General features: G+C 67.3%; 26 protein-coding genes, 1 pseudogene and 2 riboswitches. Of the genes and pseudogenes, 23 read left to right on the plus strand and 4 right to left on the minus strand.

Annotated elements, in window-relative coordinates:
• Positions 1-16: 16 nt before the first annotated feature.
• Positions 17-691, plus strand: coding sequence for a RadC family protein (gene radC / locus HNP55_RS11590; protein ID WP_184299378.1), 675 nt, complete (start codon positions 17-19; stop codon positions 689-691).
• Positions 688-1,377 carry a Smr/MutS family protein gene (locus HNP55_RS11595; protein ID WP_348648694.1) on the plus strand — a complete coding sequence of 230 codons (690 nt, stop codon included), beginning with the start codon at positions 688-690 and terminating at the stop codon, positions 1,375-1,377. Before radC ends, HNP55_RS11595 begins: the two co-directional genes overlap by 4 nt.
• On the opposite strand, the gene HNP55_RS11600 is transcribed toward HNP55_RS11595, so the two are convergent.
• The 3 genes from HNP55_RS11600 to HNP55_RS11610 are packed head-to-tail and all read right to left on the minus strand — an operon-like array spanning position 1,374 to position 3,336.
• Positions 1,374-1,781 carry a group II truncated hemoglobin gene (locus HNP55_RS11600; protein ID WP_184299380.1) on the minus strand — a complete coding sequence of 136 codons (408 nt, stop codon included), beginning with the start codon at positions 1,779-1,781 and terminating at the stop codon, positions 1,374-1,376. The two genes, HNP55_RS11595 and HNP55_RS11600, sit on opposite strands and share 4 nt — an antisense overlap.
• Positions 1,778-2,617: a MinD/ParA family protein gene (locus HNP55_RS11605; protein ID WP_184299382.1), complete on the minus strand. Its 840-nt coding sequence runs from the start codon at positions 2,615-2,617 to the stop codon at positions 1,778-1,780. The genes HNP55_RS11600 and HNP55_RS11605 overlap by 4 nt, the downstream gene beginning before the upstream one ends.
• Entirely contained in the window at positions 2,614-3,336 is a 723-nt protein-coding gene (locus HNP55_RS11610) for a GGDEF domain-containing protein (protein ID WP_409993737.1), read from the minus strand. Before HNP55_RS11610 ends, HNP55_RS11605 begins: the two co-directional genes overlap by 4 nt.
• A 185-nt stretch (positions 3,337-3,521) precedes the next feature.
• Between HNP55_RS11610 and HNP55_RS11615 the strand changes: the two genes are divergently transcribed.
• The 6 genes from HNP55_RS11615 to HNP55_RS11640 all read left to right on the plus strand — a co-directional run bounded on the left by HNP55_RS11615 (position 3,522) and on the right by HNP55_RS11640 (position 10,323).
• The gene (locus HNP55_RS11615; RefSeq protein WP_184299384.1) at positions 3,522-4,373 is read left to right on the plus strand and encodes a CheR family methyltransferase; all 852 of its coding nucleotides are present in this window, start codon (positions 3,522-3,524) and stop codon (positions 4,371-4,373) included.
• A 54-nt stretch (positions 4,374-4,427) separates the two neighbouring features.
• The gene (cheD, locus tag HNP55_RS11620) at positions 4,428-5,114 is read left to right on the plus strand and encodes a chemoreceptor glutamine deamidase CheD (RefSeq protein WP_184299386.1); all 687 of its coding nucleotides are present in this window, start codon (positions 4,428-4,430) and stop codon (positions 5,112-5,114) included.
• 24 nt (positions 5,115-5,138) lie between these two features.
• Entirely contained in the window at positions 5,139-6,230 is a 1,092-nt protein-coding gene (locus HNP55_RS11625) for a chemotaxis response regulator protein-glutamate methylesterase (RefSeq protein ID WP_184299388.1), read from the plus strand.
• Between the two features lie 150 nt (positions 6,231-6,380).
• Positions 6,381-8,174, plus strand: a complete 1,794-nt coding sequence (locus tag HNP55_RS11630) for a GGDEF domain-containing protein (protein WP_184299390.1) — start codon at positions 6,381-6,383, stop codon at positions 8,172-8,174.
• A 101-nt stretch (positions 8,175-8,275) separates the two neighbouring features.
• Complete coding sequence (locus HNP55_RS11635) at positions 8,276-8,977, plus strand: heavy metal response regulator transcription factor (protein ID WP_184299392.1); 702 nt, start codon at positions 8,276-8,278, stop codon at positions 8,975-8,977.
• Complete coding sequence (locus tag HNP55_RS11640; RefSeq protein WP_184299394.1) at positions 8,974-10,323, plus strand: heavy metal sensor histidine kinase; 1,350 nt, start codon at positions 8,974-8,976, stop codon at positions 10,321-10,323. Before HNP55_RS11635 ends, HNP55_RS11640 begins: the two co-directional genes overlap by 4 nt.
• Positions 10,324-10,327: 4 nt before the next feature.
• Here the strand turns inward: HNP55_RS11640 and HNP55_RS11645 are convergent, their stop codons facing one another.
• Entirely contained in the window at positions 10,328-10,699 is a 372-nt protein-coding gene (locus HNP55_RS11645; protein WP_184299396.1) for a CzcE family metal-binding protein, read from the minus strand.
• A gap of 240 nt (positions 10,700-10,939) precedes the next feature.
• Positions 10,940-11,188, plus strand: a riboswitch (cobalamin riboswitch).
• Positions 11,189-11,441: 253 nt separating this feature from the next.
• Between HNP55_RS11645 and HNP55_RS11650 the strand changes: the two genes are divergently transcribed.
• The 15 genes and pseudogenes from HNP55_RS11650 (at position 11,442) to HNP55_RS11715 (ending at position 26,739) form a co-directional block, all read left to right on the plus strand.
• Positions 11,442-12,083 (plus strand): energy-coupling factor ABC transporter permease, encoded by a 642-nt coding sequence (locus HNP55_RS11650; RefSeq protein ID WP_184299398.1) that lies wholly within the window; start codon positions 11,442-11,444, stop codon positions 12,081-12,083.
• A complete protein-coding gene (gene cobM / locus HNP55_RS11655) occupies positions 12,080-12,865 on the plus strand; it encodes a precorrin-4 C(11)-methyltransferase (RefSeq protein WP_184299400.1) in 786 nt (261 codons plus the stop codon). The genes HNP55_RS11650 and cobM overlap by 4 nt, the downstream gene beginning before the upstream one ends.
• Before the next feature lie 5 nt (positions 12,866-12,870).
• Positions 12,871-13,800 (plus strand): sirohydrochlorin chelatase, encoded by a 930-nt coding sequence (locus HNP55_RS11660; protein ID WP_184299402.1) that lies wholly within the window; start codon positions 12,871-12,873, stop codon positions 13,798-13,800.
• Positions 13,797-14,474 (plus strand): precorrin-8X methylmutase, encoded by a 678-nt coding sequence (locus HNP55_RS11665; protein WP_184299404.1) that lies wholly within the window; start codon positions 13,797-13,799, stop codon positions 14,472-14,474. The genes HNP55_RS11660 and HNP55_RS11665 overlap by 4 nt, the downstream gene beginning before the upstream one ends.
• Positions 14,471-15,574, plus strand: coding sequence for a cobalt-precorrin-5B (C(1))-methyltransferase (locus HNP55_RS11670; protein WP_184299406.1), 1,104 nt, complete (start codon positions 14,471-14,473; stop codon positions 15,572-15,574). Before HNP55_RS11665 ends, HNP55_RS11670 begins: the two co-directional genes overlap by 4 nt.
• Positions 15,571-16,896, plus strand: coding sequence for a precorrin-6y C5,15-methyltransferase (decarboxylating) subunit CbiE (gene cbiE, locus HNP55_RS11675; RefSeq protein ID WP_184299408.1), 1,326 nt, complete (start codon positions 15,571-15,573; stop codon positions 16,894-16,896). Before HNP55_RS11670 ends, cbiE begins: the two co-directional genes overlap by 4 nt.
• Positions 16,893-17,663, plus strand: coding sequence for a precorrin-2 C(20)-methyltransferase (gene cobI / locus HNP55_RS11680; protein WP_184299410.1), 771 nt, complete (start codon positions 16,893-16,895; stop codon positions 17,661-17,663). The genes cbiE and cobI overlap by 4 nt, the downstream gene beginning before the upstream one ends.
• Complete coding sequence (locus tag HNP55_RS11685) at positions 17,660-18,421, plus strand: cobalamin biosynthesis central domain-containing protein (protein WP_184299412.1); 762 nt, start codon at positions 17,660-17,662, stop codon at positions 18,419-18,421. Before cobI ends, HNP55_RS11685 begins: the two co-directional genes overlap by 4 nt.
• A pseudogene (locus HNP55_RS23985) lies at positions 18,418-18,789 on the plus strand (cobalamin biosynthesis protein); the annotation flags it as partial. The gene HNP55_RS11685 and the pseudogene HNP55_RS23985, both read left to right, overlap by 4 nt.
• A 24-nt stretch (positions 18,790-18,813) precedes the next feature.
• A complete protein-coding gene (cobJ, locus tag HNP55_RS11690) occupies positions 18,814-19,824 on the plus strand; it encodes a precorrin-3B C(17)-methyltransferase (RefSeq protein WP_246448379.1) in 1,011 nt (336 codons plus the stop codon).
• 4 nt (positions 19,825-19,828) lie between these two features.
• Positions 19,829-20,037: riboswitch (cobalamin riboswitch) on the plus strand.
• Positions 20,038-20,157: 120 nt separating this feature from the next.
• Positions 20,158-22,269: a TonB-dependent receptor gene (locus HNP55_RS11695; protein WP_184299416.1), complete on the plus strand. Its 2,112-nt coding sequence runs from the start codon at positions 20,158-20,160 to the stop codon at positions 22,267-22,269.
• A 31-nt stretch (positions 22,270-22,300) separates the two neighbouring features.
• Positions 22,301-24,403, plus strand: coding sequence for a TonB-dependent receptor (locus tag HNP55_RS11700; RefSeq protein ID WP_184299418.1), 2,103 nt, complete (start codon positions 22,301-22,303; stop codon positions 24,401-24,403).
• Between the two features lie 2 nt (positions 24,404-24,405).
• The gene (locus HNP55_RS11705; RefSeq protein WP_184299420.1) at positions 24,406-25,995 is read left to right on the plus strand and encodes a PepSY domain-containing protein; all 1,590 of its coding nucleotides are present in this window, start codon (positions 24,406-24,408) and stop codon (positions 25,993-25,995) included.
• Positions 25,988-26,365, plus strand: a complete 378-nt coding sequence (locus HNP55_RS11710; protein ID WP_184299422.1) for a (2Fe-2S) ferredoxin domain-containing protein — start codon at positions 25,988-25,990, stop codon at positions 26,363-26,365. Before HNP55_RS11705 ends, HNP55_RS11710 begins: the two co-directional genes overlap by 8 nt.
• A 125-nt stretch (positions 26,366-26,490) precedes the next feature.
• Positions 26,491-26,739 carry a hypothetical protein gene (locus HNP55_RS11715; RefSeq protein WP_184299424.1) on the plus strand — a complete coding sequence of 83 codons (249 nt, stop codon included), beginning with the start codon at positions 26,491-26,493 and terminating at the stop codon, positions 26,737-26,739.
• The last annotated feature ends 226 nt before the right edge of the window (positions 26,740-26,965 follow it).

Genomic DNA, 26,965 nt, shown 5'->3' on the forward strand with positions numbered 1-26,965 from the left:
TGAATTCCCACCCGCCATGCCGCTAGCCGACCTTCCACCCGACGCCCGCCCGCGCGAAAAGCTGCTGGCGCGTGGCCCGCAAGCCCTGGCCGATGCCGAGCTGCTGGCGCTCTTGCTGCGCACCGGCGTGCAGGGCCTGCCGGTCCTGCAACTGGCGCAGGCCTTGCTGGAGCAATTCGGTGGCTGGCATGGCCTTCTGCATGCCAAGCTGGCCGATCTGGCCAAAGTCAAGGGCCTGGGCCCGGCCAAGCGGGCGGAGATTGCCGCCGTGCTGGAGATTGCCCGCCGCTCGCTCTTGCAGGAGCTGGCCCAGCGGCCGGTGTTTGATGCGCCCGAGGCGGTCAAACAATTCCTGCGCCTGAAGCTGGCCGGCCTGTCCCACGAAGTCTTTGCGGTGCTCTTTCTCGACGCCCAGCACCGCCTGATTGCCATGGAAGAAATGTTTCGCGGCACGCTCACCCAAACCTCGGTCTACCCGCGGGAAATCATCAAGCGCGGCCTGGACCTGGGCTGTGCCGCCGTCATCCTGGCCCATAACCACCCTTCCGGTGTGGCCGAACCTTCGCGCTCGGACGAGCTGCTGACCCAGGCCCTGAAGACCGCTCTGGCCCTGGTGGACATGCGGGTGCTGGATCACCTGGTGGTGGGCAGCGGTGAGGTGATCTCATTCGCCGAGCGAGGCCTGCTGTGAGCCGTGCCCCCAAACTGCCCGCCCTGCACAGCCTGCAGGATTTGAAGCTGCTGCAGCGCGAACTGGCCTTGCAGCGCCGCCTGGCGGAAGAGGCGCGCGAACGTGCCGCCGCGGCGGCACGCCTGGCCGAGCAGGAGCGGCGCCTGTTCGAGCTGAGCGTGGGGCCGGTGACGGCGCTGCCGCAGGCCCAAAGGGCCCAGCACGCCTTGCCCCGCCCGCAACCCTTGCCCTTGCAGCGCGAGGCGGACGAGCGCCAGGCCTTGCTGCAAGCTTTGTCGGACGACTTTGATGTGGACTCCCTGCTGGAGACCGACGAGAGCCTGTCCTTCCGCCGCCCGGAGATCCCGCAAGAGGCGCTCAGCAAGCTGCGCCGCGGCCACTGGGCCTTGCAGGCGCAGCTGGACCTGCACGGCATGCGCCGCGATCAGGCCCGCGAAGCCCTGGGGGATTTTGTGCAGGAAAGCGCCCGCCGCGGCCTGCGCTGTGTGCGGGTGGTGCACGGCAAGGGCAATGGCTCACCCGGCCGCGAGCCGGTGCTCAAGGCCAAGGTCAGGCGCTGGCTGGTGCAAAAGCAGCAGGTGCTGGCCTTTGTGCAGGCCCGCGCCAGCGATGGTGGCAGCGGCGCGCTGATGGTCTTGCTGCAGCAGGTGCAGAAAAGCCCTGCATCCGCCGTCCGTGGCGATTAGACGTTACGCATCCAGTCCGCCGTGCCCATCAAGGACTCGCTCAGGCGCGTTTGCAGCAGCGGGTCCAGCTGGCGCTCGTTCATGGCCTGCATCATGCAGGCCATCCACTGGTCACGCTCCTTGATGCCGATGCGGAAGGGCAGGTGGCGGGCCCGCAGGCGCGGGTGGCCGAAGCGTTCGATGTAGTGGTCCGGCCCCCCCAGCCAGCCGCACAGAAACCAGTGCAGCTTGTCGCGCGAGCCGTCCAGATTGCTGGGATGCAGGCTGCGCAGCTCGGCAAAGCCGGGCTCCAGGTCCATCAAGTCGTAAAAATGGTCGACCAGGCCGCGCACCGCGGCCTCGCCGCCCACCCATTCAAACGCTGTGGCCGGCTGTTGGGCGGCTTTGTCTTCGGTCTCGCTCATCGTTCCATCAACTTCAAGGCCAGGGCTTTGATGCCCTGGGCCGCATCCGAGCCGGGGAAATGCTCCATCACCAGCTGGCGCTTGAGCACGGCCTGGCGCACGGTCGTGTCCTGCCTGACCTCGCCCAACAGGTCCAGCTTGAAGCTCTGGCCCGGCTTGGTGCCGACAAAGCGCTGCAAGACCTGCTGCAACTGGCCGCAGATCAGCTTGCCTTCGCCCACCCGGTTGGCCTGATTGACCAGCAGGCTGACCTCGCGGCGGTCCTGCTGGGTGGCCAGCACCTTGATGGTGGCGTAAGCGTCGGTCAGCGAAGTCGGCTCGGGCGTGGCCACCACCAGCACCTGGCTGGCCAGCGAGACGGCGAACAAGACCACATCCGAAATGCCGGCACCGGTATCCAGTAACACCCAGTCAAAGCGGGGCCTGACCAGGTCGACGATGGCCAGCAGCTTGTCCCGCACCTCCGGCGTCAGGCGCGAATACTCCACCATGCCCGAGCCGGCCAGCAAGACATGAAAGCCGCCGGGCGCGGGCAGGATGGCCTGCTCCAGCGTGGCCTTCTCGGTGAATACATCGTGCAGGGTCAGCTTGGGGTGCAGATTCAGCACCACGTCCAGATTGGCCAGGCCCAGATCGGCGTCCAGCACCAGCACGCGCTGGCCGCGGGCGGCCAGGGCGGCGGCCAGATTGGCGGTCACAAAAGTCTTGCCCACGCCCCCCTTGCCGCTGGTCACGGCCAGGGTGCGCGCCCCCCCTTTGGCCGATGTCGCAGCGCGTGTCTCGGCCATTGCCGTGTGGGCGGGATTCTGTGCAGCAGGATCTGTGCTGGTACTCATTCGATTTCCTGTTGCGTTACTGCAAACAACATGCCCTTTTCCTCGGCGCTCACCAGGGATTCGACTTGCGTCTCCAGGCAGGCACGGTTGCGACCCTCAGCCTTGGCGCGATAAAGCTGGCGGTCGGCTCTTTCCATCCACAGCAGCGACGAGGAGCGCACCCACTGCGGCGCAAACGCTCCGCCCAGGCTGACCGTCACTGCCAATATTTGTCCGGGTGCTACTTCCACGCGCAGCTCCGACACGCGTTCGCGCATCCGTTCGGCCACCATCAGGCCATAACTGGCCGCGCAGCTGGGCAGGACGATGGCGAATTCCTCGCCACCGACGCGGGCCACCGTATCCATGGGGCGCACCACCTGATTCAAGGCTCCCGCCACGGCCTTCAGGACCAGATCGCCGGCCGCATGGCCGTAGCTGTCGTTGACCGCCTTGAAATGGTCGATGTCCAGCATCAGCAGCAGGGCCGGCTCGCCGGAGCGGGCCACCCGGTCAACCTCACGGGACAGGGCCATCTCAAAGCTGCGGCGGTTGACCAGGCCGGTCAAGGCATCCTTGCTGGACAAATCGCACAAGGCGTCTATCACCGCCTGCAGCCATTCTTCCCCGTAAGGTTCGGACTCCGGCAGCAGGGCACCGGCCTGCTGCAAGAGCTGCATGGCCAAGTCCAGCCGCAGCCGGCTGGCGTCAATTTGTGCGGTTATGGGGCTTTTGTCCAAGATAGTCCAAGGCGTTTGCGTCGGCAGTCTAGCAGGGGGTGGGAATTTGACACTTTTGAAACAAAGGGCTGTTGCCCATGTTGTTCGGACTATGCAGAACGCTAATCGCCCATCACACTGGATGAAGATGCAAAATCAAATCGTGACCTGCGCATAAGCCCTGACAGACCAACCGAGCTCATCACATGTCTGCTGCCCCTAGCGCCTCCGGCGCCGAAGTCATCGACCACGAATTCAGTTTCAGCAAACAGGACTTTGATCGCGTCCGCGAACTCATCTATAAACACGCGGGCATCAGCCTGCATGAGGGCAAGCACGCCATGGTCTACAGCCGCCTGTCCAGGCGTCTGCGCGACACCGGCCACAAGTCCTTTGCCGCCTATCTGCAGTGGCTGGAGTCCACCACCGGCGCCCAGGCGACGCAGGAATGGCAGGAATTCGTCAACTGCCTGACCACCAATCTGACCTCCTTTTTCCGCGAGGAGCATCACTTCCACGCCCTGGCCGACGACCTCAAGCCCTGGGCCGGCAAGCCGGTGCGCATCTGGTGCTGCGCCGCTTCCACCGGTGAGGAGCCTTATTCCATCGCCATCACCTGCAGCGAGGCCCTGGGCAGCAATGCCCAGGTCTCGATCACGGCCAGCGATATCGATACCAATGTGCTGAACGCCTGCCGGCGCGGCGTCTACAACGCCGATGCGCGTGGCCTCGACCAGGGGCGGCTGCGCAACTTCTTCATGCGCGGCACCGGCGCCAACGCCGGCCGCATTCGCGTCAAGCCCGAGCTGCAGCGCTGGATCGAGTTCCGCACCCTCAATCTGATGGACAACCAGTGGTCGCTGGGCGATCCCTTCCACATGGTGTTCTGCCGCAATGTGATGATTTATTTCGATGCGCCCACGCAGCGCAAGGTGCTGGAGCGCATCCACCGGGTCATGCGTCCGCATGGGCTGTTATTCGTTGGGCATTCGGAAAATTTCACCGAGTCGCGTGATCTATTTCGCCTGCGCGGCAAAACGATTTACGAGCGCGTCTGACGCCAGCGCGCAGACTCACCCTAAAGACAGCAGCCTCAAGGCCGATACAAACCCATGAGCAATCCCTCCGCCTATTCTGGAGTCGGTGCCGCCGCAGCCGCGGGCGCGATGTCATTGAGCGGGGCCGGGGCAGCGCGCGTGGCGCAGCTGAAGTCCGTGCAGCGCAAGAACGGGGAAGCCTCCTTCTTCTTCTATGACGCCCATTTCAAGAATGCCGCCGTCAAGATCCTGCCCGGCGAGTATTTCGTCGACAACGAAGACCTGCTGGTGATGACCACCCTGGGTTCCTGCATCGCCGCCTGCCTGTGGGACCGCCACGCCCAGATCGGCGGCATGAACCACTTCATGCTGCCCGATGGCGCCGGCGACTCCGGCCGTTATGGTTCCTTCGCGATGGAATTGCTGATCAACGAGATGATGAAGCGAGGGGCTTCCAAAAGCCGTATGGAAGCCAAGATCTTTGGTGGCGGCGCCGTCATCGCGGGCATGAACACCATCAATGTGGGTGAGCGCAATACCAACTTCGTCATCGACTATCTGAAGACGGAGCGCATCCCTATTGTCTCCAAGGATGTGCTGGACATTTACCCCCGCAAGGTTTGCTTCTTGCCGCACAGCGGCAAGGCCATGGTCAAACGCCTGGCTCCGGCCAATACCGAAGCCCTGATCCAGCAGGATCGGGCCGCCGCCCAGAAGGCGCAGCCGGTGGTCAGCACGGGCGGTTCCGTCGATTTGTTCTAAGTCCTGCACGGCCAGGAGAAAAAGATGCCAAAAATCAAAGTAGTGGTGGTCGACGATTCCGCGCTGGTGCGCAGTATTCTGAGCGAGATCATCAATCGCCAAAGCGATATGGAGTGCATAGGCGCCGCCGCCGATCCGTTGCTGGCCCGGGAGATGATCCGCTCCCTCAACCCCGACGTCATCACGCTGGACATCGAGATGCCCCGTATGGACGGGCTGGACTTCCTCTCCCGCCTGATGCGCTTGCGGCCCATGCCGGTGGTGATGGTGTCCACGCTGACCGAACGCGGCGCCGAGGTGACGCTGAAGGCGTTGGAGCTGGGCGCGGTGGACTTCGTCGCCAAGCCCAAGATCGGTGTGGCCGACGGCATCCGCCAGCTGGCCGACGACATCACCGACAAGATCCGTATCGCCGCCAAAGCGCATATCCGCCGTGCGCCGGCCCCGCCCGCCGCAGCCGCACCGGGCGCGCCGCCGGTGGCCGCGCCCAAGCCGGTCTCCATGGCCAGCCTGGGCCGCCTCTCGACCGAGAAAATCATCTTCATCGGCGCCTCCACCGGTGGCACCGAGGCGACCAAGGACGTGCTGGTCAATCTGCCGGCCGACTGCCCGGCCGTCGTCATCACCCAGCATATGCCGCCCGGCTTCACCAGGAGCTATGCGGCCCGGCTGGACGGTCTGTGCCGCATCCGCGTCAAGGAGGCCCAGGACGGCGAGCGCATCCTGCCCGGCCATGGCTATATCGCGCCCGGCGGCTTCCATCTGAGCGTGGAGCGCTCCGGCGCCAACTACATCGCCCGGGTGCAGGACGGCGAGCCCGTCAACCGCCACAAGCCCTCGGTCGAGGTCTTGTTCCACTCCGCCGCCCGCGTGGTGGGCCCCAATGCCCTGGGCATCATGCTGACCGGCATGGGCGCCGACGGCGCCAAGGCCATGAAGGTGATGAAGGACGCCGGCTCCTACAACCTGGTGCAGGACGAGGCCAGCTGCGTGGTCTTCGGCATGCCGCGCGAGGCCATCGCGGCCGGCGCGGCAGACGAGGTGCTGCCGCTGCAGCAGATCGCCGGCCGCTTGATCGACCGCCTGCGCAGCGCCGGCGTTTCCAACCGCGTCTGAGGCGCGGCCGGCCCGGGCCTTGCGGCCCGAGCTTGGCCGGTGCGCTGTTTGTAGCCGTGTGAGTGACTTATTACTCACACGGTTTTCATTTTTTGCATCCACCATTTCAGCTTTCGTGAGCCTGTCATCCTCGGGCACGAGCATGTGCCCATGAGTACTTTGACCGCGCCCAGTCGCACGCTGGACCGCCCCGCTCCGCTGCGGGTGCAGACCCTGATCAATGAAGACCTGCTGAGCACCATGTTCCAGCCCGTTGTCCAGCTGGATTCCGGCCTGATCTTTGGTTATGAGGCCCTGGTGCGCGGCCCGGTGGGCAGTGCCCTGGAATACCCCGACGCCTTGTTCGCAGCCGGCCGCCGCGAGGGCCTGACGGTGGAGCTGGAGATGCGCTGCGCCCTGCAGGCGCTGAAGGACTGGCGCGGGCAAAAACTGGCCGGCAAGCTGCTGATCAATATGAGTGCCGCGGCCCTGGCCAGCGTCGTGGCCCAGGACCAGGGGCAGGGCGGCCTGAGCCTGTGCGAGACCCTGGGCCTGCGCGCCACCGACATCGTCATCGAGCTGACCGAGCATGAGCGCGTCGCCGACATCGACAGCCTGCGCTGCGCCATCTCCTATCTGCGCCGCCAGGGCGTGAGCATCGCGCTGGACGATTTCGGCGACGGCCGCTCCTCGCTGCGCCTGTGGTCGGAGCTGCAGCCCGATCTGGTCAAGATCGACAAATACTTCACCCACGACCTGCCCGCCCATGCGGAGAAGCTGCAGACCTTTCGCGCCCTCTTGCAGCTGGCCGAGACCTTTGGCGCCCAGCTGGTGGCCGAGGGCATAGAGAACGCCGAGGAGCTGCGCGTGCTGCGCGATCTGGGCGTGGCCTATGGCCAGGGCTGGTTCCTCGGCCGGCCCAGCCGCCAGGGCCAGCGCGAGATCCTGACCGCCGCCCGCGATGTGCTGGCCAGCAATGACATCGCCGTGCTGCCCGAGCTCAGGCGCGCCTCCAGCAACGGGGTGACGGCCGAGCGATTGATGATGGAGGCCGTCAGCGTCGACGAGGAGACCACGCACGAGCAGCTGCTGCGCCTCTTCAACGAACACGAGCAATTGCATGCGGTGGCCGTGCTCAATGCCCAGCAGCAGCCGGTCGCCCTGGTGGACCGCAGCCAGTTCATCAACCGCTGGGCCAAGCCTTTCTTCAACGATCTCTACGGGCGCCGGGCCTGCACCCTGTTCGCCAACCCCACGCCCCTGATCGTGGATGCCGACACCGGCATCGAGGCCCTGACCACGGTCCTGACCTCGGCCGACCAGCGCTATCTGCGCGAGGGCTTCATCATCACCCGCGCGGGCCGCTACCTGGGCCTGGGCACGGGCGAGCAGCTGGTGCGTTCGGTCACCGAGGCCCGCATCGAGGCGGCGCGCCACGCCAATCCGCTGACCTTTCTGCCCGGCAACATCCCCATCAGCCAGCACATCGGCCGGCTGATCTCCAGCGGGCGCGAGTTCGTCGCCGCCTATGCCGACCTGAACCACTTCAAGCCCTTCAACGATGAGTATGGTTATTGGCGCGGGGACGAGATGATCCGCCTGGTGGCCCGCGTCGCCAGCGCCCATTGCGACAGCCAGCGCGACTTTCTGGGTCATGTGGGCGGGGACGATTTCGTCATGCTGTTCCAGAGCGACGACTGGGAGCACCGCTGCGAGCAGATCGTCGAGCGTTTCAACGACCTGGCCCGCAATCTATTCGACGCCGCCGCGCTCGAGGCCGGCGGCATCATGGCCGAGGACAGGCATGGCGATCTGCGCTTCCACCCCTGCACCACCTTGAGCATAGGCGCGGTGCGCATACGCCCGGGCAGCTTGCAGCGGGCCGAGGACGTGGCCACCGCCGCCGCCACCGCCAAGCGCCACGCCAAGCACGAGCAGCTCAGCGTCTACGTGATGTCCAGCTGAGCGCCGCGGGTGTGCATCGGCGGGTGCGGCGGCTTGCCGCGCATCGGGAAGATGACAAAAACGTCATCTGCCGCCCGGCCGCCGGCCTGCAAAATCGGGCCATGAAGATTCTGCTGATCGAGGACGAGCGCAAGCTGGCGGCATATCTGCGGCGGGGCTTGAGCGAAGAGGGTTATGGCGTCGAGTTGGCGCATGACGGCATCGAGGGCTTGCATCAAGCCAGCGAGGGCCGCTTTGATCTGATCTTGCTGGACAGCATGCTGCCCGGCATCGACGGCCTGGCCGTGCTGGCCGCCCTGCGCAAGACGGCCGGCACGGCGCAGACCCCGGTGCTGATGCTGACGGCAAGGGCCCAGGTGGAGGACCGGGTGCGGGGCCTGCAGAGTGGGGCGGACGACTATCTGGTCAAACCCTTTGCCTTCTCGGAGTTGCTGGCCCGCATCCAGGTCCTGCTGCGGCGCAGCGCGGCGACGGCCGGCGCCCTGGAACCCACGGTCTATCGCCTGGCGGATCTGGAGCTGGACCTGATCCGGCGCAAGGCCAGGCGGGCCGAGCAGCGCCTGGACCTGACGGCCAAGGAGTTCAATCTGCTGAGCCTTCTGCTGCGCCGGCAGGGCGAGGTCTTGTCGCGCACCGAGTTGGCCGAACAGGTCTGGGACATGAATTTCGACAGCGAGACCAATGTGGTGGAGGTGGCCATACGGCGGCTGCGCAGCAAGCTGGACCAGCCCTTCGAGCGGCCGCTGCTGCATACCGTTCGCGGCATGGGTTATGTGCTGGAGTTCCGTGAGGTCGGGTCATGAGCGCTGCGGGTCTGGGCCAGCGCCTGTCCTGGTGGCTGGCCTGGCAGGCCTTGCTGGGCCTGAGCCTGGTGTGCGCCAGCGTTTACCTCGTCACCGCTCTGACCCTGGCCCAGCGCCAGGAGGAAATGCTGGACCAGAAGCAGGCCGTCCTGCAGCACCTGCTGGCCGAAGGGCGGGCCAGCCATGCGGCCGCCGGCATTCGGCATCAGCTGGATGACTTCCATGCCGGGCACAGCGATCTGCGGCTGCGGTTGCTTGCGCCGGACGGCCGTGTTCTCTACCTCGGCTCCCGCGAGGCGTCATCGCTGCCGCGCTGGAAGTCGCGTGTGTTCGAGATCGGCTCGCCCGAGCTGGGCTTGCCGGGCGGCGCCGACTGGGCCAGGGCCGAGCTGAGCCTGGATGTGCGGGCCGACGATGTGCTCTTGAACCGCCTGGCCAAGACCTTGGTGGCAGCGGCCCTGGCCGGAACATTGTTGATCGCTCTGGGCGGCTTTCGTTTGGTTCGCCTGGGCCTGCGGCCGCTGCATCTGCTGGTGGAACAGACCCGTGCCCTGGATGCCAGGCAGATGGCGGCGCGCCTGGACGGTTCGGCCCAGCCGGCCGAGCTGCAGCCCCTGATCGCCCAGTTCAATGATCTGCTCGACCGCCTGGCGTGCAGCTACCGGCAGATGGAGGGCTTCAACGCCGATGTGGCGCATGAGCTCAACACGCCGCTGGCCAATTTGATCAGCAGCTGCGAGCTGGCCCTGCGCCGCCGCCGCGATGCGGAGGAGCTGCGCGAAGTCCTGGGCAGCAATCTGGAGGAGCTGCGGCGCATGGCCGGCATGGTGGGCGATATGTTGTTTCTCGCCCATGCCGACCGCGGCCATGGGGCGCGCCGGCAAGCGCTGCCCAGCCTGGCCCGGCTGGCGCGCGAGGTGATCGAGTTCCACGAGGCAGCGCTGGAGGAGGCCGGTCTGAGCGCCGAGGTGCTGGGCGAGGCCGGCGGCCTGTTTGACGGCGGCCTGCTGCGCCGTGCGCTGTCCAATCTGCTGGGCAACGCGCGCCGCTTTGCCCGCCCGGGCAGCACCGTGCAAGTGTGCATCCAGCTCGATGCACAAGGGCTGCTGAGGCTGAGCGTGGTCAACCAAGGCGCGAGCCTGGACCCGGCCGATCTGCCGCGCTGGTTTGACCGCTTCTACCGGGCCGACAGCGCCCGGGGCCAAGGCGAACGCAACCACGGCCTGGGCCTGTCCATCGTGGCCGCCGTCGCGCGCCTGCACGGCGGCGAGGGCTTTGCCCAGACGGCCCAGGGGCGGACCGAGGTGGGCTTCAGCCTGCGCACGGACCCGGCCGTTCAGGCCTGAGTTTTCAGTTGCGTTCGGACTCATTGCGGTCCACATAGACCAGCAGTGGCTTGTCGATAAAGCCCGCCGGCGCGATCTTTTGCAGGTCCACGATGCGATGGCCGACCACATCGAACTTCCAGGTGAAGCTCTGCTCGCCCCGGCGGAAGCTGAGGGTGTCGCCGCAATTGACGTTCAAGGTGCTGAGTTGATCGACATTGATCTCCTTCACCGCGCTGCTGGCCGCGGCCGGCACGCCGTAGACGGACTTGCCATTCATCAGCCGTTCGCCATTCGCACCGGTGGCGGCCTGGCTGGCGCCGGCCAGGCCCAGGGCCGACAAGGCCAGGGCGAGGGTGAGGGTGGAGGTTTTGAGGAAGGGGTTGGGGCGTTTCATGATGGCTTCTCCTGAGGACGTGGCACCGGGCCGGGACATCCGGCCCTTGGTGCTTTGCGTCTGGCCTTCAATGTAGGAATCCGCGCCCGACCGCAAGCCGTCCGGCGGATGACAAATGCGTCATGAAAGCCGCTGCCTCGGCGTTTTTTTGGTCTGCGAATATTGAGTTATGTTTCGCGCCGCGAGGGGCTAGATCGGGCTGGCGGCGGCCGCCGTGCTTGGTGCGGGCGGCGATATGCATTACCATCTGCCCCGTTTGGTGCTCGCGTCGCCCGCTCAAGGCGCGCAGTTAAACGGGAATTGGCAGGGTGAGTCTCCGCAGGGAGCGCCCATCCAAAGTCAAGCTGCCCCCGCAACGGTAAGTGGAAGAGAGCGTGCGCAAGCGGCGCCTCAAGCCTGTCGAAGTCCCACTGGATGGTTCAGCCATCTGGGAAGGGCACAGGCCGATTTCCACGAGCCCGGATACCGGCCAACACAGCGAGTTCGTGCGCAAGCGCGGTCTCATCCGGTGCATGACCCGCGGGGAAGCGGGTCGGCGCGTTTGGCCCAAGCTCCCTCATGTCCACATCCCCGCTGTTCTGACCCCGGCTTGTCGGCCTTGGCCGAGCTGGTGCACTGCTGTTCCTCATTTTTCTTCGATGGATCCGTTTTGGCGGGTCGGGCCGCTGCATGGCCTGGCCGCGCGGGTCTTGTTCGGCCCCATCCGCCTCAATCGCCCCCAGCGGCGCAAGGAGTTTTCAATATGCATATCGAACCCGGCCTGATCGCCGCCCCCAAGCTCGCCTTCGCGGCCGTCGCCGCTACCGCCGTGCTGGCCTGTTATGTGCCGCGCCTGGTCAAGCAGCCCTTGCTGCTCCTGCACAGCGTGCTGGCGGCGCTGTTCTTCTCGGTCTTTATGCAGATCTTCCATATGAAGGCCGGCCCCTCGGAGCTGCACTTCCTGGGCGCCATGCCCATCTATCTGGCCTTTGGCTTCGTGCCCACGCTGATCGGCTTCGCCCTGGGCCTGCTGCTGCAAGGCCTGGTTTTCGAGCCTCAGGATCTGCAGAACCTGGCCGTCAACTCCCTGACCCTGATCCTTCCTTTGATGGCCCTGCACTACACGCTGGGTCGCAAGCTGGTGGCCCAGGGCGTGAGCCGGGTGCAGCAAATCGTCAAGCTGGACGCCGTCTACTACGCCGGCGTGGTCGCCATGGTGGGCTTCTGGCTGACCCTGGGTGAAACCGCCACCGCCCTGGGCGAGTGGGCCACCTTCGCCCTGGCTTATGCGCCCTGGCTGCTGGTCGAGCCCCTGGTGACGCTGGCCATGCTGTGGCTGATCGACAAGGCCCGCAAAACGAGCTGGGGCGCGCTCTGCTTCCAGGCTCCTGCCCAGGCGCAATGAGGGGCACGGTCTGGTTTGTCGGCGCGGGTCCGGGTGATCCGGACCTGATCACCGTCAAGGGACGGGGTTTGATTGAGCGTGCCGGCGCCATCCTGTTCGCCGGCTCCCTGGTCAACGAGGCCGCCACGCGCTGGGCGCCGCCCGGCTGCCTGATCGCCGACAGCAAGGACATGACGCTGGAGCAGATGGCCGCCTGGTTGATCGCGCAAGCGGCCCAGCACGAGGTGGTGATACGGCTGCAGACCGGCGACCCGGCCCTGTACGGCACCTTGATCGAGGTGGTGCAGCCCCTGGACGCGGCCGGCGTGCCGGTGGCCGTGGTGCCGGGCGTCAGCTCGGCCATGGCCTCGGCGGCGGCGGCGGTGGAGAGCTTCACCCTGCCCGAGGTGACGCAGACGGTGATCTTCACCCGCGTCGAGGGCCGCACTCCCATGCCGGCCGGCGAGAGCCTGGCCGAGCTGGCGGCCCACCACTGCACGCTGTGCATCTATCTGTCCATCACCTTGCTGCACAAGGTGGAGGCGGGCCTGCGCGAGGCCGGCTGGGCCGAGGACGCGCCCATGCTGGTGGTGCACAAGGCCAGCTGGCCGGGCGAGCAGAAAATCGTGCGCGGCACGCTGGCGACGATCAAGCAGCTGTGCCGCGAGGCCGGCCTGGTCAGCCAGAGCATGATCATCGCCAGCCCCACCCTGGGCTCGCGCGGCTGGGCCGAGTTGACCAAGTCCAAGCTCTACGACGCGACGTTCACGCACCGCTTCCGGCGCGCGACTACATCCGCTTAAATCAAATGTCAGACACCACCATCCTGCTGGTCGGCCATGGCTCGCGCGAGCGCGCCGGCAATGACGAGATCGAACATTTCACCGCCCATTGGCGCGAGCAGCACCCGGCCTGGCGCATCGAGCTCTGCTTCATCGAATTCGCCGAGGTCGAGCTGGAAGAGGGGCTGGAGCGGGCCGCCCAGGGTGCTGGCCGCGTCATCGTGGCGCCGCTGATCCTGAACGCCGCCGGCCATGTCAGGACCGAGATCCCCGGCCATATCGCCCGCGCCCGTCTGCGCTGGCCGCAGGTGCAGTTCGACTACGCCCCGCATCTGGGCGCTTGCGAGCCGGTGCTGCAAATCCTGCTGCGCCAGCTGCGCGCCTGCATGCAAAGCCTGGACATGCCGGACCCGCGTAACACCGGCGTTATCTTGCTGGGCCGGGGCTCTTCGGACCGGCAGGCCAATGGCGAGGTGGCCAAGCTGGCGCGCTGGATCTGGGAGGAGGGCGAGCATGAGCTGGTGGACATTGCCTTCACCGGCATCACCCACCCGCGCCTGGAGCTGGCCGTGCAGCGCCAGGTGGCCTTGGGCATGAAGCAAATCATCGTCCTGCCTTACTACCTGTTCACCGGCACCCTGATGCAGCGCATCCAGCGCCAGATGCAACATCTGGCCCAGCAGTACCCGCAGATCCGCTTTGCCCACGGCCGCTACTTCGGCTTCGAGCCCGAGATCGGCCGCCTGCTGAGCGAGCGCGTGCAGGGCTTGCTGGATGGGGGCCAGAGCCCCGTCCACATCCCCGCGGAGGCGGCGGCCTGGGAGTCGCACCACCATGGCCATGATCACGGTCATGCGCACCATCATTCGCATGAGCATGACCACGACCATGCGCATGCCCACGATCACGCCCATGGCTGCGGCCACGAGCACACAGCGCGCAGCAAATGCCTATGAGCACGCCCAATACCGTCACCGAACAGCTGACCGCCGCCGGCCAGGCCATCGAGCATGACTCTTTTGCGGTGATCGACCGCGAGGTCGAGTCCCATGCCTACACGGCCCAGCAATGGCCCATCGTGCGGCGCATGATCCACGCCAATGCCGACTTCGACTTCAACGGCCTGACCGACTTCCACCCCGAGGCCGTGACCCGGGGCCTGCAGGCCGTGCTGGGCCGCAGCACCCGTGTGGTGGCCGATGTGGAGATGATTTGCGTGGGCCTGTCCAAGCCCCGGCTGGCGCATTTCGGCATCAGCACCCACCAGTTCATCAGCGACGAGGACGTGATCGCCAGGGCCAAGCAGGAGGGCACGACGCGCGCCGTGCAAGCCATGCGCAAGGCCCATGCCCAGGGCCTGCTGGAGGGCGCCATCATAGCCATCGGCAATGCGCCGACGGCCTTGATCGAAGTGGTGAGGCTGATACGCGAAGAAGGCCTGCGACCCGCTCTGGTGGTGGGCATGCCGGTGGGCTTTGTCTCGGCACTGGAGAGCAAGGATTTGATGGCCGAGGAAACGGCCACGCCCTGGATCGTCATCCGCGGCCGCAAGGGCGGCTCCACCCTGGTCGTGGCCGCCATCCATGCCTTGCTGGGCCTGGCCGAGGCGCAGGAGCTGAACCGGCCATGATGGAAAAAACCGTCAAGCGCGGCACGCGCACCGGCTTCACCACGGGGGCTTGCTCGGCGGCCGCCGCGCGTGCCGCCGTGCTGGGCCTGCTGGACGGTGCGGTGCCCGCCGAGGTGGAGTGTTTGCTGCCCAATGGCCAGCGCGTCAAGTTCGCGGTCAACGACGGCCGCTGCGACGGCAGCACGGCCCACGCCATGGTCATCAAGGACGCCGGCGACGACCCCGACTGCACCGACAAAGCCCATCTGACCGCCGATGTGCGCGTGCGCGCCGATCTGCAGGGTCAGGTCTTGCTGAGCGGCGGCGAGGGCGTGGGCACGGTCACCATGCCGGGCCTGGGCCTGGCCGTGGGCGGGCCGGCCATCAACCCGGTGCCGCGGCAAAACATCGAGGACAACGTGCGCGAGGTCGGCGCGGCCCTGCTGGACGAGGTGGGGCTGGAGGTCTGCATCTCGGTGCCCCAAGGCCTGGAGATGGCCAAGAAGACGCTCAATGCCCGCCTCGGCATCCTGGGCGGCATCAGCATCCTGGGCACCACCGGCATCGTCAAGCCTTACTCCACCGCGGCCTACCGGGCCAGCGTGGTGCAGGGCGTGCAGGTGGCCGGTACCACGGGTGCCGGCATGGTGGCGCTGACGACCGGCGGGCGCACCGAGAAGTTTGTGATGGAGGAGATGCCCGATCTGCCGCAAGCCTGCTTTGTGCAGATGGGCGATTTCTTGCGCTATGCGCTGGACGCGGCCGTCAAGGCCAAGCTGGCCCATGTGGTCATCGGCGGCATGGTGGGCAAGCTGACCAAGATCGCCCAGGGCGAGACCATCACCCACGCCGGCCGCGCCGAGGTGGACACCGGCCTGCTGGCCGATTTGTGCGCCGGCATCGGCGTGCCGCCCGAGGTCTGCGACGACATCCGTAAGGCCGAGACCGCGCGTTATGCCAGCGAGCGCGTCGAGGCCCTGGGCCTGGTGCTGGCATTCCACCAGGCCCTGGCCGAGAAGGTGGTGAGCACCGTGATGGGCCGCTACCCCGAAAAATTCAAATTGACCGTGCTGGTCTGCGACTTTGACGGTCGCAAGCTGGCCGAGGCAAATTCCCTATGAGCGAAGACTTGACCTACGAAGGCCGCTACTTCAGCGGCGGCAAGCGCTGCCAGGTGATCGGCGTGCTGGACGATGGCGTGGCCTCCCTGAGCGCGCGCGCCCTGCATGCCCTGCGCCATGCCGATTGCGTGATCGGCGGCAGCCGCACCCTGGCCCTGTTTGCCAGCGAGATCGCAGCCACGGCGCGCCAGCTGGATTTGACCGGCGCCCTCTCCAAGGTGCCCGAATGGGTGCGCGAGAGCCAGGCCGCCGGCCAGGCCTGCGTGGTGCTGGCCACCGGCGACCCGCTGTGCTTTGGCATCGCGAGTTATCTGGCCGCACGCCTGTGCATAGACGCGCTGGAGGTGATGCCCAATCTGAGCACCCTCCAGCTCGCCTGCGCCCGTTTGGGCATGCCCTGGCAGGACATGAAGCTCTGCTCCGTTCACAGCGCCGATGCCGGTGAATGGCAGGAGGGCGCCGACGCCCGCCACGGCCTCTATGCCCTCTTGCAAACGGCCCGCCAGCATGACCGCCTGGCCGTGCTGACCAGCCCGCTCAACACGCCGGGCCGCATCGCCCGCATGCTGCTGGCCGAGGGTCTGGGCGAGGACTTTCAGGTGGCCGTGGCCGAGAACCTCTGCCAGGCGGAGGAAAAAATCCACGCCGAGCTGAGCCTGGCCGAGCTGGCGCAGCGCGAGTTTGCCGAGCTCAATGTCCTGCTGCTGTGGCGCGGCCAGCGGCGCGCGCGGCCGGTCCTGTTCGGGCGCCCTGACGCCAGCTTCGAGCAGCGCCAACCCGAGAAGGGCTTGATCACCAAGCAGGAGGTGCGCGCGGTCTCGCTGGCGCGCATGCAGCTGCGCGCCGACAGCATCGTCTGGGACATCGGCGCCGGCAGCGGCTCGGTCGGCCTGGAGGCGGCGCAGCTGTGCGCCGAGGGCCATGTTTATGCGGTCGAGAAGAATGTCGACGATCACGCCATCGCCCTGCGCAACCGCCGTGCGGCCGGCCTGTCCAACTACAGCCTGATCCACGCCAAGGCGCCACAGGGCCTGGCCGACTGGCCGGCACCGGACGCCGTCTTCATCGGCGGCTCGGGTGGCGAGCTGGGCGAGCTGATCACGCTGATCCTGGCCCGGCTCAAGCCCCAGGGCATGCTGGTGATGAACTTCGTCACGATAGAGAACCTGGCCGCCGCCGTCGAGGTCTTGAACGCCGCCGGCGTGCAGTGGGACGTGCTGCAGATGCAGGCCTCGCGCAGCAAGCCCATTCTGCATATGCACCGCATGGCGGCCGAGAACCCGGTCTGGATCGTCTGCGCACAAGCGGGGCAGGGCGTATGAGCTTGGGCAAATTGATTGGCGTCAGCTTAGGCCCCGGCGACGCCGACCTGATCACCCGCCGCGCCTGGGCCCAGCTACAGCGCAGCGAAGCCTTGTGGACCTACCCGGTACGCTCCCTGAAGACGGAGAGTTATGCCCTGGCCATAGCCCAGCGCAGCGGCGTCGCCGTGCCCGAGGACGCCCAGCACCTGCTGTTCCCGATGACGCACGACGTCGAGAAGCTCTCGCGCGCCTGGTTGCGCGCCGCCACCCAGGTGCTGCCGGTGCTGCAGAGCGGGCGCGATGTGCTCTTCCTGGTCGAGGGCGATGCCTCCACCTACGCCACCTTCGGCCATCTGGAGCGCACCGTGCGCGGCCTGGACGCCGCCGTGCAGGTGGAGATCATCCCCGGCATCACCAGCTTCCATGCCTCCTGCGCCCGATTGCAGATCCCCTTCTCGGAGCAGGATGACACCGTCGCCATCGTGCCCGCCGCCTACGGCGTGGAGATGGTGGAACGCATGCTGGATGACTTCGACACCCTGGTGCTGATGAAGGTCAAGCCCCTGATCGATGAGCTGATCGATCTGCTGGAGCGCCGCGACTTGCTGGATAAAAGCTGCTTTGTCGAAAAAGCCGGCGCCCCCGAGGAGCGCGTGCTGCGCGGCCCCGAGCTGCTGAGCCTGCGCGGGACCAAGGTCAACTACCTGTCCCTGCTGCTGGTCAAGAACGATCAACGCCTGCGCGGTGAGCGCGTCAAAGGCTGCAAAAAGAAAGTGTCCCCATGAGCGAAGCAAGACCCGACCCCGCGATTGCGCAGACCGTGCGCGTGGTGCTGGTGGCCATCACCAAGCATGGCGCGGCCCAGGTGGCGGCGCTGGCTGCGCAACTGCCGCAGGCGCAGATTTGCGTCTCGGCCAAGTTTGCCGACTTGATGCAAGGCCTGCCCAACCCGGTACACAGTTACTCGGGCGCCTTCAAGGACGAGATCGCCGGCCTGTTCCAGCGCCATGACCAGATCGTCTTCTTCGTCTCGCTGGGCGCCGTCGTGCGCCTGATTGCGCCGTTTTTGAAGAGCAAGGACGAGGATCCCGGCGTGCTGGTGGTGGACGATGCCGGCCAGTTCGTCATCCCCGTGCTCAGCGGCCATGTGGGCGGCGCCAATGCCTGGGCGGAGAAGATCGCGCTCTTGCTGCAGGCGACGCCGGTGCTGACCACGGCCTCCGATGTGGGCAAGACCATCCCCGTCGACATCCTGGGCCGCGAGCTGGGCTGGGTGGTGGAATGCCCCAAGATCAATATCACCCGCGTCTCGGCCGCCGTGGTCAACGAAGAACCGGTGGCCGTGGTGCAGGAGGCCGGCAGCCGCCAGTGGTGGACCCGGCCCACGCCGCTGCCGGCCAATATCCATTTATTCGACAGCCTGGCCGAGGTGGACCTGGCCCGCTTCAAGGCGGTGTTATGGATCACCCATGCCGAGGTGCCCGAGGCGCAATGGCAGGCTCTGCATGAGCGCCTGGTGGTCTACCGCCCGCCGCGCGCATGAAGATTGCCCTGGGCCTGGGCTGCGACCGCGGCACGCCCCTGGCCACGCTGGAGCGGGCCGTGGCGCAGGCGCTGGACAGCCTGGGCCTGGCCTGGGCGGATGTGGTGGCCGTGGCCAGCATAGACCTGAAGGCCGACGAGACCGGCCTGCTGGCCCTGGCCGCCCAGCAGGGCTGGCAGATCCGCTTTTACAGCGCCGCCGAATTGGCCGCCGTGCCCGTGCCCAACCCCTCGGAGACGGTGCGCAAATACACCGGCAGCCCCTCGGTCAGCGAGGCCGCGGCCCTGCTGGCGGCGGGCGTGGACATGAGCCAGCTGCTGCTGGAAAAACACAAGCTGCGCGGCCCCGAGGACGGCCGCAACGCCACCGTATCGATAGCAAGGATGAAAGAAATGACTGAGCAGCAAGACAGCACAGCGCCCCAGGCCGGCAAGATCATGCTGGTGGGCATAGGCCCGGGCAGCGTGGACCATATGACGCTGCGCGCCCGGCAGGCGATTGCCGAAGCCGATGTGGTGATTGGTTACGTCACCTATATCAAGCTGGTGGCCGATCTGCTGGAAGGCAAGGAGATCATCCGCAAAAGCATGACCGAGGAGCTGGATCGCGCCGTCAGCGCGCTCGAGGCGGCCGAGGCCGGCAAAAAGGTGGCGCTGATCTCCAGCGGCGACGCCGGCGTCTACGGCATGGCGGGGCCGACCTACGAGGTCTTGTTCCAGGCCGGCTGGACGCCCGAGCACCCGGTGCAGCTGGAGATCATTCCCGGCGCCTCGGCCATCAATAGCTGCGCGGCCCGCGTCGGTGCGCCGCTGACGCATGATTTCTGCTCCATCTCGCTGTCCGACCTGCTGACGCCCTGGCCGGTGATCGCGCGCCGCCTGGATGCCGCCGCCTATGCCGACTTTGTGGTGGCGCTCTACAACCCCAAGAGCGGCCGCCGCACGCGGCAAATCGTCGAGGCCCAGCGCCTGTTCCTGCGCCACCGCCGGCCCGACACGCCGGTGGCCATTGTCAAGAGCGCCTATCGCCGGCGCGAGCGCATCGAGTTCACCACGCTGGACCGCATGAGCGAGGCCGATATCGGCATGCTCAGCACCGTGCTGATCGGTAATAGCAATACCGTCGTTCAGCATGGCCTGATGGTGACGCCGCGCGGCTATGCCAATAAATACCATCTGGACGAGGGCGGTGCCACCCGCAGCGGCGAGAAGCCCGGGCGCTCGCTCAGCACCGGCCTGCTGGGCTGGCTGGAGACTCTGCAGGCCGCGCACGCCGAAGGTGCGAGTTATGAGGATCTGGCGGCCGAATACCGCCTGCCGCTGGACTACATCCGCGCCACCCTGAGCGAGCCGCTGGAAGCGGCCGCGCCCGATAGCAGCGAAGAGGAGATGGCGACCGAGTAAATCAATTTTTTACAAGCTGCCAGGTGCCAGCGCGCCCTCTGGGGCGCTTGGTTAAACGGGAACGGGGATGAAAAGCCCCGACTGCCCCCGCAACGGTGGGCGAGTGTGGTGAGTTCAGGGTGTTTGGCACCGGCCACTGAATCCGCGGATTCGGGAAGGCGAACGACACAAGACTCGCGAGTCCGGATACCGGCCTGCCAGCCCAGCCGCCACCGCCTTTGTGCGTGTGGCATTTTGCAAAACCGCCTACGGGGTGTTGGACGGAATCGGGCTTGTGCGCACACGCGCGCAGGGCTGGATTCGGGCCATGTGGGCGGGTATTGAGCTCATCTCATGTTCCATCACAAGCAGAATTTGCGGCCGGCCTTGCTGGCCTGGGCCGCTCTGGCCGCCGGCCAGGCCCTGGCCCAAGAGGCCGCCGAGACCCTCACCCCTCAACAGCTGCCGCCCGTGCAGCTCAGCTTCAGCCGCGGCCTGCTGGGCGAGGCCCAGAGCGCCAGCGAGGGCCGCATCAACGCCGCACAACTGGCCCTGCGCCCGCTCTTGCGTCCGGCCGAGGTGCTGGAGGCCGTGCCCGGCCTGATCGTCACCCAGCACTCGGGCGACGGCAAGGCCAACCAGTACTTTCTGCGCGGCTTCAATCTGGACCACGGCAGCGACTTCTCCACCCAGCTGCTGGGCATGCCCGTCAATCAGCTGAGCCACGCCCATGGCCAGGGCTATACCGACCTGAACTTTTTGATCCCCGAGTTGGTCGCCAGCATTGCCTACCGCAAAGGGCCGTATGCCGCCGAGGACGGCGACTTCGCCACCGCCGGCTCGGCCCGCATCGACTATCTGCGCCGCCTGGACGAGGGCTCGCTGGCGACGGCCGAGCTGGGCCCCCACGACTACCGGCGCCTGCTGCTGGCCGGCAGCACGGCCCTGGGCCAGGGCGGCCAACTGCTGGCTGCGCTGGAGCTGAGCCGCAACGACGGGCCCTGGGAACAGGCCGAGCGCCTGCGCAAGCGCAATGCCGTGCTGCGCTGGTCCAGCGGCACGGCCGGGCAAGGTCTGGCGATCAGCCTGCTGAGCTATCGCGCCGACTGGACGGCCACCGACCAAGTGCCCGAGCGGGCGGTGCTGAGCGGTGAGCTCGGCCGCTTTGGCGCCCTCTCGCCCAGCGATGGCGGGCGCACCCGGCGCGACAGCCTCTCGCTGGAATGGGCGCAGCGTGGCGAGGCGGGCGAGAGCCGTCGCGCCACCGCCTACCTGACAAGTTATGGCCTCAATCTCTACGCCAACCCCAGCGGCTTTGTGGGCCGCCCCGAGGGCGACCAGCAGGAGCAGGAAGACCGGCGCCTGAGCTGGGGCGGCCAGTGGCGGCAGGATTGGACCCTGGGTGCGCACCGCCTGGGCGCGGGCGCGCAGTGGCGCGAGGAGCGCATCAGCAATGTGGGGCTTTACAGCACGGTGTTGCGCGAGCGCGATGGCGTCGTCAAGCAGGACCGCGTGGACGAGCGCCAGCTGGGCCTGTTCGCCGAGCTGCAAAGCCAGTGGCTGCCCGGCCTGCGCAGCAGCCTGGCCCTGCGCTGGGACCGGGTGCAGGGCCGCGTCACGCCCCTGGCCGGTGAACACAACGGTGCCAACGGCGGCACGGCGGCCGACCAGCAGCTCAGCCCCAAGCTGGGTCTGGTGCTGGGGCCCCTGGCCTGGGCCGGGCGCAGCGAGTTCTATCTGAACTGGGGCCGTGGCTTCCACAGCAATGATTTGCGCGGCGCCACCGGCCGCCACAATCCGGCCGACGGCAGCCCGCTGCAGCCCGTGGCCGTGCTGGCCCGCGCCGACAGCGCCGAGCTGGGCTGGCGTGCCACGCCGCTGAGCAATTGGCACAGCAGCCTGACGCTGTGGCAGATGGACCTGGGCTCGGAGCTGATCTATGTGGGCGATTCCGGCGTCACCGAGCCGCGCGGTGCGAGCCGACGCCTGGGCCTGGAATGGGCCAATGACCTGGCCCTGGGCGGCCCCTGGCGCTTGGACGCCGACATTGCCTGGAGCCGGGCCCGCTTCCGCGCCGCCAGCGAGGCGGGCCAGCACGTGCCCAATGCCATCCCGCTGACGGCCTCGGCCGCCCTGTTGATGGACGAGCAAGGCCCCTGGAGCGGCGGCCTGCGCCTGCGCTATCTGGGCGCGTACGCGCTGGAGGAAAGCGGCGCCCAGCGCAGCCGCGCCTTCTGGACCGCCAATCTGCAGCTGGGCTGGCGGCCGCTGCACTGGCTGCAAGTGCGGCTGGATGTGCTCAATCTGTTTGACCGCCAGGCCAATGACATCGAGTACTGGGGCGCCAGCTGCAGCCGCCGCGAAGGCCCAGCCTGCGGCGGCGAGGCCGGCAGCGGCCTGGACGGCCGCCTGATCCACCCGCTGGAGCCGCGCAGCCTGCGCCTGGGCCTGCGCGCCAGCTTCTGAACCTTGCCTCCTCCGATTTTTTCTGTTTCCCATGAAACTCCAATTCAAAGCGATTGCTTCCGCCACCTTTTCGCTGACCCTGTCCTTGGGCAGCCAGGCCCAGGTCGGCGATGCCACGCCCAGCACCCGCCTGCAGCCCGTGCAGATCGACGGCAAGGCCAGCGGCAAGCTGGGCCTCAAGGCCTCACAAAGCACGGCCTCGCGCCTGGGCCTGACGGCGCTGGAAACTCCTGCCAGCGTCGAGGTGCTGGACGTCGAGACCCTGCGCGCCCGCGGCGACACGGGCGTGGCCGAGCTGGTGGGCCGCGCCACCGGCCTGCAGGCCATGGGCTCGCCCGGTTCGGGCTCCACCTACAGCAGCCGCGGCTTCACCGGCAATGACTCGGTGGCCCAGGCCGAGGACGGCCTGCGCATGCCCACCGCCTCGGGCACCCAGTCCAGCCCCTCGGACAGCTTCGGCTTTGAGAGCATCGAGATCCTGCGCGGCCCGGCCTCGGTGCTGTATGGCGATGGCGCCATCGGCGGCCTGATCAATCTGGTGCGCAAGCAGCCCGGCCGCCAGGCCAGCCAGGAGCTCACGGCCGGCCTGGGTTCCGACGGCGCCTATCGCCTGGGCCTGGGCCTGGCCCAGCCTCTGGCCGAGCGCTTCAGTCTGCGCCTGGACGCGCTGGCCAAGGGCGGCCCCGGCCTGGTGGAGCGCAGTGCGTACAAGAACCGCAAGCTGATGAGCACGCTGCGCTGGCAAGCCGCTGAGAATTTGCGTTTGGACTTCAGCCTGGACATCCATCGCGACCAGCCCGGCGCCTATTTCGGCACGCCGCTGAAGGCCGGCAAGCTGTGGCGCGAGCTGCAGGGCGAGAACTACAACATCGAGGACAGCCTGTGGCAGATGGACCAGGAGCGCGCCCGCCTGCGCCTGGACTGGACGCTGAATGAAAACGTCAGCGCCCGCGTCCTGGCCTACCGCTTCCAGGCCGATCGCCAGTGGCGCAATCTGGAGAAATACGCCCTCAGCGCCGACGCGCTGACGGTGAATCGCAGCGAGTACCTGGCCATCCAGCACCGGCTGCGCCAGCAAGGCTTGCGGGCCGAGTTGATCGCCACGCCGCTGGCCCAGCTCAAGCTCTCCAGCGGCGTGGAGTTGATGAAGATGGACTTCCGCCACAGCAACGACCTCTACGACTTCACGACCGTCAGCAAGGTGGGTCTGCATGATTTCGCGCCCGGCCGCTACCTGCTGCCGACCGAGCGCCTGCTGCCCAGGCTGGAGACCCAGACCCGCCAGCAAGCCTTGTTTGCCGAAGGCCTGTGGCAGCTCAGCCCCGCATGGTCGCTCAGCGCCGGCCTGCGCAAGGAGCGCACCGAGATGGACCGCCAAACCTTGTCGCCCAAGCCCGATGCCTGGGATGCCGAGTTCTCGCCCCTGAGCTGGCGTCTGGGTGCGGTCTACCAGCTCGACGCGCAGACCAGCCTCTATGCCCAGACCAGCTCCGGCACCGACCCGGTGGGCACCGTCGCCACGCTGCAAAAGGCCAGCAAGGACCTGCGCCTGACCGAGGGCCGGCAGGTCGAGCTGGGTTACAAGCAGGCGGGCAAGCTGCTGGAGTGGAGCCTGGCCCTGTACCAAATCCGCAAGGACCACATCCTCACGCCCGACCCCGTGACCCCGAGTATCCAGATCCAGGGCGGCAGCCTGCAGTCGCGCGGCCTGGAGCTGACGGCGGCCTGGATGCCGGCGCCGGGCTGGCGTTTGGATGCCAACGCGGCCTGGGTGCAGGCCGAGTACCTGCAACTCTTTGACAGCAAGGGCCTGAGCCTGGCCGGCAATCGCCCGCCCAATGTGGCCCGCTTGAGCGGCAATCTGTGGCTCGGCTACGTACAAGGGCCGCTCGAGCTGGGTGCGGGCCTGCGCCATGTGGGCGAGCGCTTCATCAACCAGGCCAATAGTCAGAGCCTGCCGGGTTACCAAGTGATGGACGCCAGCCTGGGCTGGCATTTCAACAGCGCCACCACCTTGCGCCTGCAGCTGCGCAATCTGAGGGACGAGCTCTACGCCACCAGCAGCTATGGCAGCACCCAAGCCATGCTGGGCCGTGAGCGCCGTGCCGACTTGGTGTTGGACCTGCGTTTCTGAGCATGCTGCGTTGGCTGCACCTGATCCACCGCTGGCTGGGCATCGCCCTGGGCTTGCTGGTGCTGGCCTGGCTGGTCTCGGGCCTGGTGATGCTGTTTGTCGCCCGGCCCAAGCTGCAGGAGGACGAGCGCCTGCAGGGTTTGCACGAGCTGCCCGCCACCCAGGGCTTGCTGAGTCCCGGCCAGGCCTGGGCCGGCCTGGGGCTGAGCGAGCCACCCAAGGCCTTGCGCTTGCAGAACCAGGCCCTGGGCCCGGTCTACCTCTTCCAGCTCGGCCAGCAATGGCGGGCCGTGGACGCGCGCAGCGGCCTGCCGCGCGGCCCCGTCGGCGCCGAGTTCGCCCTGGCCCAGGCGCGCGAACATGCCGGCTTGCGCCAGGGCAGGGCGCAGGCCCTGAGCCTGGATCAGTGGACGGTGTACGGCAGCTTCAACGCCCAGCGCCCGTTTTATCGCGTCGAGTTTGATGATGCCGCCGGTTTGGAGATTTATGTGGCCCAGGCCAGCGGTGAGGTGGTGCTGGACACCGATGGCGCCGAGCGTGCGCTGAACTGGGTAGGCAGCGTGCTGCACTGGCTTTACTTCACTCCGCTGCGCCAGCAGGGCGCGCTGTGGGGCCAGGTGGTGGTGTGGAGCAGCGGCGTGGCGGCGGCCATGGTCTTGCTTGGCATGGTGCTGGGTGTGCAGCGCCTGCGCCTGCGGCGCCGCTATGCCGGCGGCCGCATCACGCCCTACCGCGCCCAGACCCACGCCTGGCAGCGCTGGCACCATCTGGGCGGCCTGGCCGCCGGCATCGTGCTGCTGGTCTGGCTGCTGAGCGGCTGGCTGTCCATGCGGCCCTTCGGCCTGCTGGATGGCAAATCCGACCCGGCCGGCTTGAAGGCCGAGCAGCAGGCCTTCAGCGGCGGGCCGCTGGAGCCCGCGCGGCTGAACCTGCCCAGCTTGCCGTCCGAGGCGGGCTGGAAGGAGCTGGAGGCTCTGCGCTTCGATGGGCGCGACTACTGGCTGGCCAGGAGCCCGCAGCGGGTCTTGCTGCTGGACGCCGGGGGCCAGGTCTTGCCTCTGGGCCTGGGCGAGGCCGAGTTGCTGAGCCTGGCGTCCAAGCTCAAGCCGGCCCATCGCATCGCCTCGGCCGGCTGGTTGCACGAGCCCGATCTGCACTACTACCCGCACCGGCATAGCAGCCGCGCGCTGCCGGTCTACCGCGTTATCTTTGATGACGCGCAGCACACGGCTTTCTACATCGATCCGCAGCGCGCCCGCCTGGCCCAGCGGGTGGACGAGAGCTCGCGCAATTACCGCTGGCTTTTCAACGCCGCGCACCGTTGGGACTTCCCACCGCTGTCGGCCCTGGGCTTGCCGCGCGACGCCCTGGTCATCGTGCTGACGCTGTTATGCAGCGGCGTAGCATCAGCAGGCGTCGTGCTGGGCTGGCGGCGACTGAAATCAAGCCCCCGGCCCAGCGCATACGCTGGTCCGCCCCCCGAGGGGGCGGCGATGCCTGGCGGTTCGACCGCCAGGCACATCGCCAGCGCGGGCCGGCTTGGGGCGGCCCGGCGCTCGGCCCGAAATCAAGGAGACCATCAGCATGAATGAAACCGAAGTCATCAAGCCCAAGATCGGCAGCTACAAGCGTCACTTGCTGGTCTGCACCGGCCCGCGCTGCACCCAGGAGGGCGAGTCGCAAGCCATCTTCGACAGCCTGGGCGAGAAGTTCAAGGCCGCCGGCCTGCACGAGGGCGAAATGCGCGTCAAACGCAGCCGGGTCAGCTGCTTTGCCGCCTGCAAGGGCGGGCCGGTGATGTGTGTGCAGCCCGACGGCACCTGGTATTACAACGCCCGCGGCGAGAACCTGGACCGCATCATCACCGAGCATCTGCGCGATGGCCGGCCGGTGGCGGAGCTGGTCTTCCACCAGGGGCCGGGGCTGGAGGACGAGGCCCAGCCGGACGCAGAAAAAGCGTGAGCCGGGGGGCATACCCCCCCAATACCCCCCTTTCGGGGGCCCCCATTTATTGTGTGGTTCCGGCCGGGCTGTGGCCGGATAGTCCCTCCATGCGCCGGGTTCCCCTGGCGCGGGAGCGATGAATCATGCAGTTCGATGAAGTGGATGCCGGTGATTTCCGGATTTATGCAGGTGCCGTGGAGCGCAAGAACAGCTACGGCTATATAGCGGCCGTGGTGGTGGTGCGTGTGCGCGGCGAGCCGCTGCGCCAGGAAGCCTTCCGGGACGAGAACCTGGCCGGCGGTTTCGCCTGGGCCTCGCCCGCCGAGGCCCTGCGCTTCGCCATCAATGCCGGGCGCGATGTGGTGATGTGCAGGATAGGCGCACTGGCCTGAAGTGAAGCCCCTCGCCCAGTCTCGCCTTGCTGGACGCGGGCGAGCCCGGTCGGTCCCCCAAGGGGACGCCGATGCTTGCGGCATCGAGCCGCAAGCATTCGCCAGCGCGGGCCGGCTTGGGGCGGCCCGGCGCTCGGCCCGAATACCGGCTTCATGCGTCGTGGTTGCCGCGAATGCGGAATGGACAACGGAGGCTCCCTGTAGCGCGGGTCATCCAGGGCCGTCA

Source organism: Roseateles oligotrophus, from assembly GCF_014204525.1.
GTDB lineage: Bacteria > Pseudomonadota > Gammaproteobacteria > Burkholderiales > Burkholderiaceae_C > Paucibacter_A > Paucibacter_A oligotrophus_A.

Bases quoted from the DNA above. Each gene is read 5' to 3' on its own strand.
- radC (WP_184299378.1), top strand. From the start codon at position 17: ATGCCGCTAGCCGACCTTCCACCCGACGCCCGCCCGCGCGAAAAGCTG.
- HNP55_RS11600 (WP_184299380.1), bottom strand. From the start codon at position 1,781: ATGAGCGAGACCGAAGACAAAGCCGCCCAACAGCCGGCCACAGCGTTT.
- HNP55_RS11605 (WP_184299382.1), bottom strand. From the start codon at position 2,617: ATGAGTACCAGCACAGATCCTGCTGCACAGAATCCCGCCCACACGGCA.
- HNP55_RS11615 (WP_184299384.1), top strand. From the start codon at position 3,522: ATGTCTGCTGCCCCTAGCGCCTCCGGCGCCGAAGTCATCGACCACGAA.
- cheD (WP_184299386.1), top strand. From the start codon at position 4,428: ATGAGCAATCCCTCCGCCTATTCTGGAGTCGGTGCCGCCGCAGCCGCG.
- HNP55_RS11625 (WP_184299388.1), top strand. From the start codon at position 5,139: ATGCCAAAAATCAAAGTAGTGGTGGTCGACGATTCCGCGCTGGTGCGC.
- HNP55_RS11630 (WP_184299390.1), top strand. From the start codon at position 6,381: ATGAGTACTTTGACCGCGCCCAGTCGCACGCTGGACCGCCCCGCTCCG.
- HNP55_RS11635 (WP_184299392.1), top strand. From the start codon at position 8,276: ATGAAGATTCTGCTGATCGAGGACGAGCGCAAGCTGGCGGCATATCTG.
- HNP55_RS11640 (WP_184299394.1), top strand. From the start codon at position 8,974: ATGAGCGCTGCGGGTCTGGGCCAGCGCCTGTCCTGGTGGCTGGCCTGG.
- HNP55_RS11645 (WP_184299396.1), bottom strand. From the start codon at position 10,699: ATGAAACGCCCCAACCCCTTCCTCAAAACCTCCACCCTCACCCTCGCC.
- HNP55_RS11650 (WP_184299398.1), top strand. From the start codon at position 11,442: ATGCATATCGAACCCGGCCTGATCGCCGCCCCCAAGCTCGCCTTCGCG.
- cobM (WP_184299400.1), top strand. From the start codon at position 12,080: ATGAGGGGCACGGTCTGGTTTGTCGGCGCGGGTCCGGGTGATCCGGAC.
- HNP55_RS11660 (WP_184299402.1), top strand. From the start codon at position 12,871: ATGTCAGACACCACCATCCTGCTGGTCGGCCATGGCTCGCGCGAGCGC.
- HNP55_RS11665 (WP_184299404.1), top strand. From the start codon at position 13,797: ATGAGCACGCCCAATACCGTCACCGAACAGCTGACCGCCGCCGGCCAG.
- HNP55_RS11670 (WP_184299406.1), top strand. From the start codon at position 14,471: ATGATGGAAAAAACCGTCAAGCGCGGCACGCGCACCGGCTTCACCACG.
- cbiE (WP_184299408.1), top strand. From the start codon at position 15,571: ATGAGCGAAGACTTGACCTACGAAGGCCGCTACTTCAGCGGCGGCAAG.
- cobI (WP_184299410.1), top strand. From the start codon at position 16,893: ATGAGCTTGGGCAAATTGATTGGCGTCAGCTTAGGCCCCGGCGACGCC.
- HNP55_RS11685 (WP_184299412.1), top strand. From the start codon at position 17,660: ATGAGCGAAGCAAGACCCGACCCCGCGATTGCGCAGACCGTGCGCGTG.
- cobJ (WP_246448379.1), top strand. From the start codon at position 18,814: ATGACTGAGCAGCAAGACAGCACAGCGCCCCAGGCCGGCAAGATCATG.
- HNP55_RS11695 (WP_184299416.1), top strand. From the start codon at position 20,158: ATGTTCCATCACAAGCAGAATTTGCGGCCGGCCTTGCTGGCCTGGGCC.
- HNP55_RS11700 (WP_184299418.1), top strand. From the start codon at position 22,301: ATGAAACTCCAATTCAAAGCGATTGCTTCCGCCACCTTTTCGCTGACC.
- HNP55_RS11705 (WP_184299420.1), top strand. From the start codon at position 24,406: ATGCTGCGTTGGCTGCACCTGATCCACCGCTGGCTGGGCATCGCCCTG.
- HNP55_RS11710 (WP_184299422.1), top strand. From the start codon at position 25,988: ATGAATGAAACCGAAGTCATCAAGCCCAAGATCGGCAGCTACAAGCGT.
- HNP55_RS11715 (WP_184299424.1), top strand. From the start codon at position 26,491: ATGCAGTTCGATGAAGTGGATGCCGGTGATTTCCGGATTTATGCAGGT.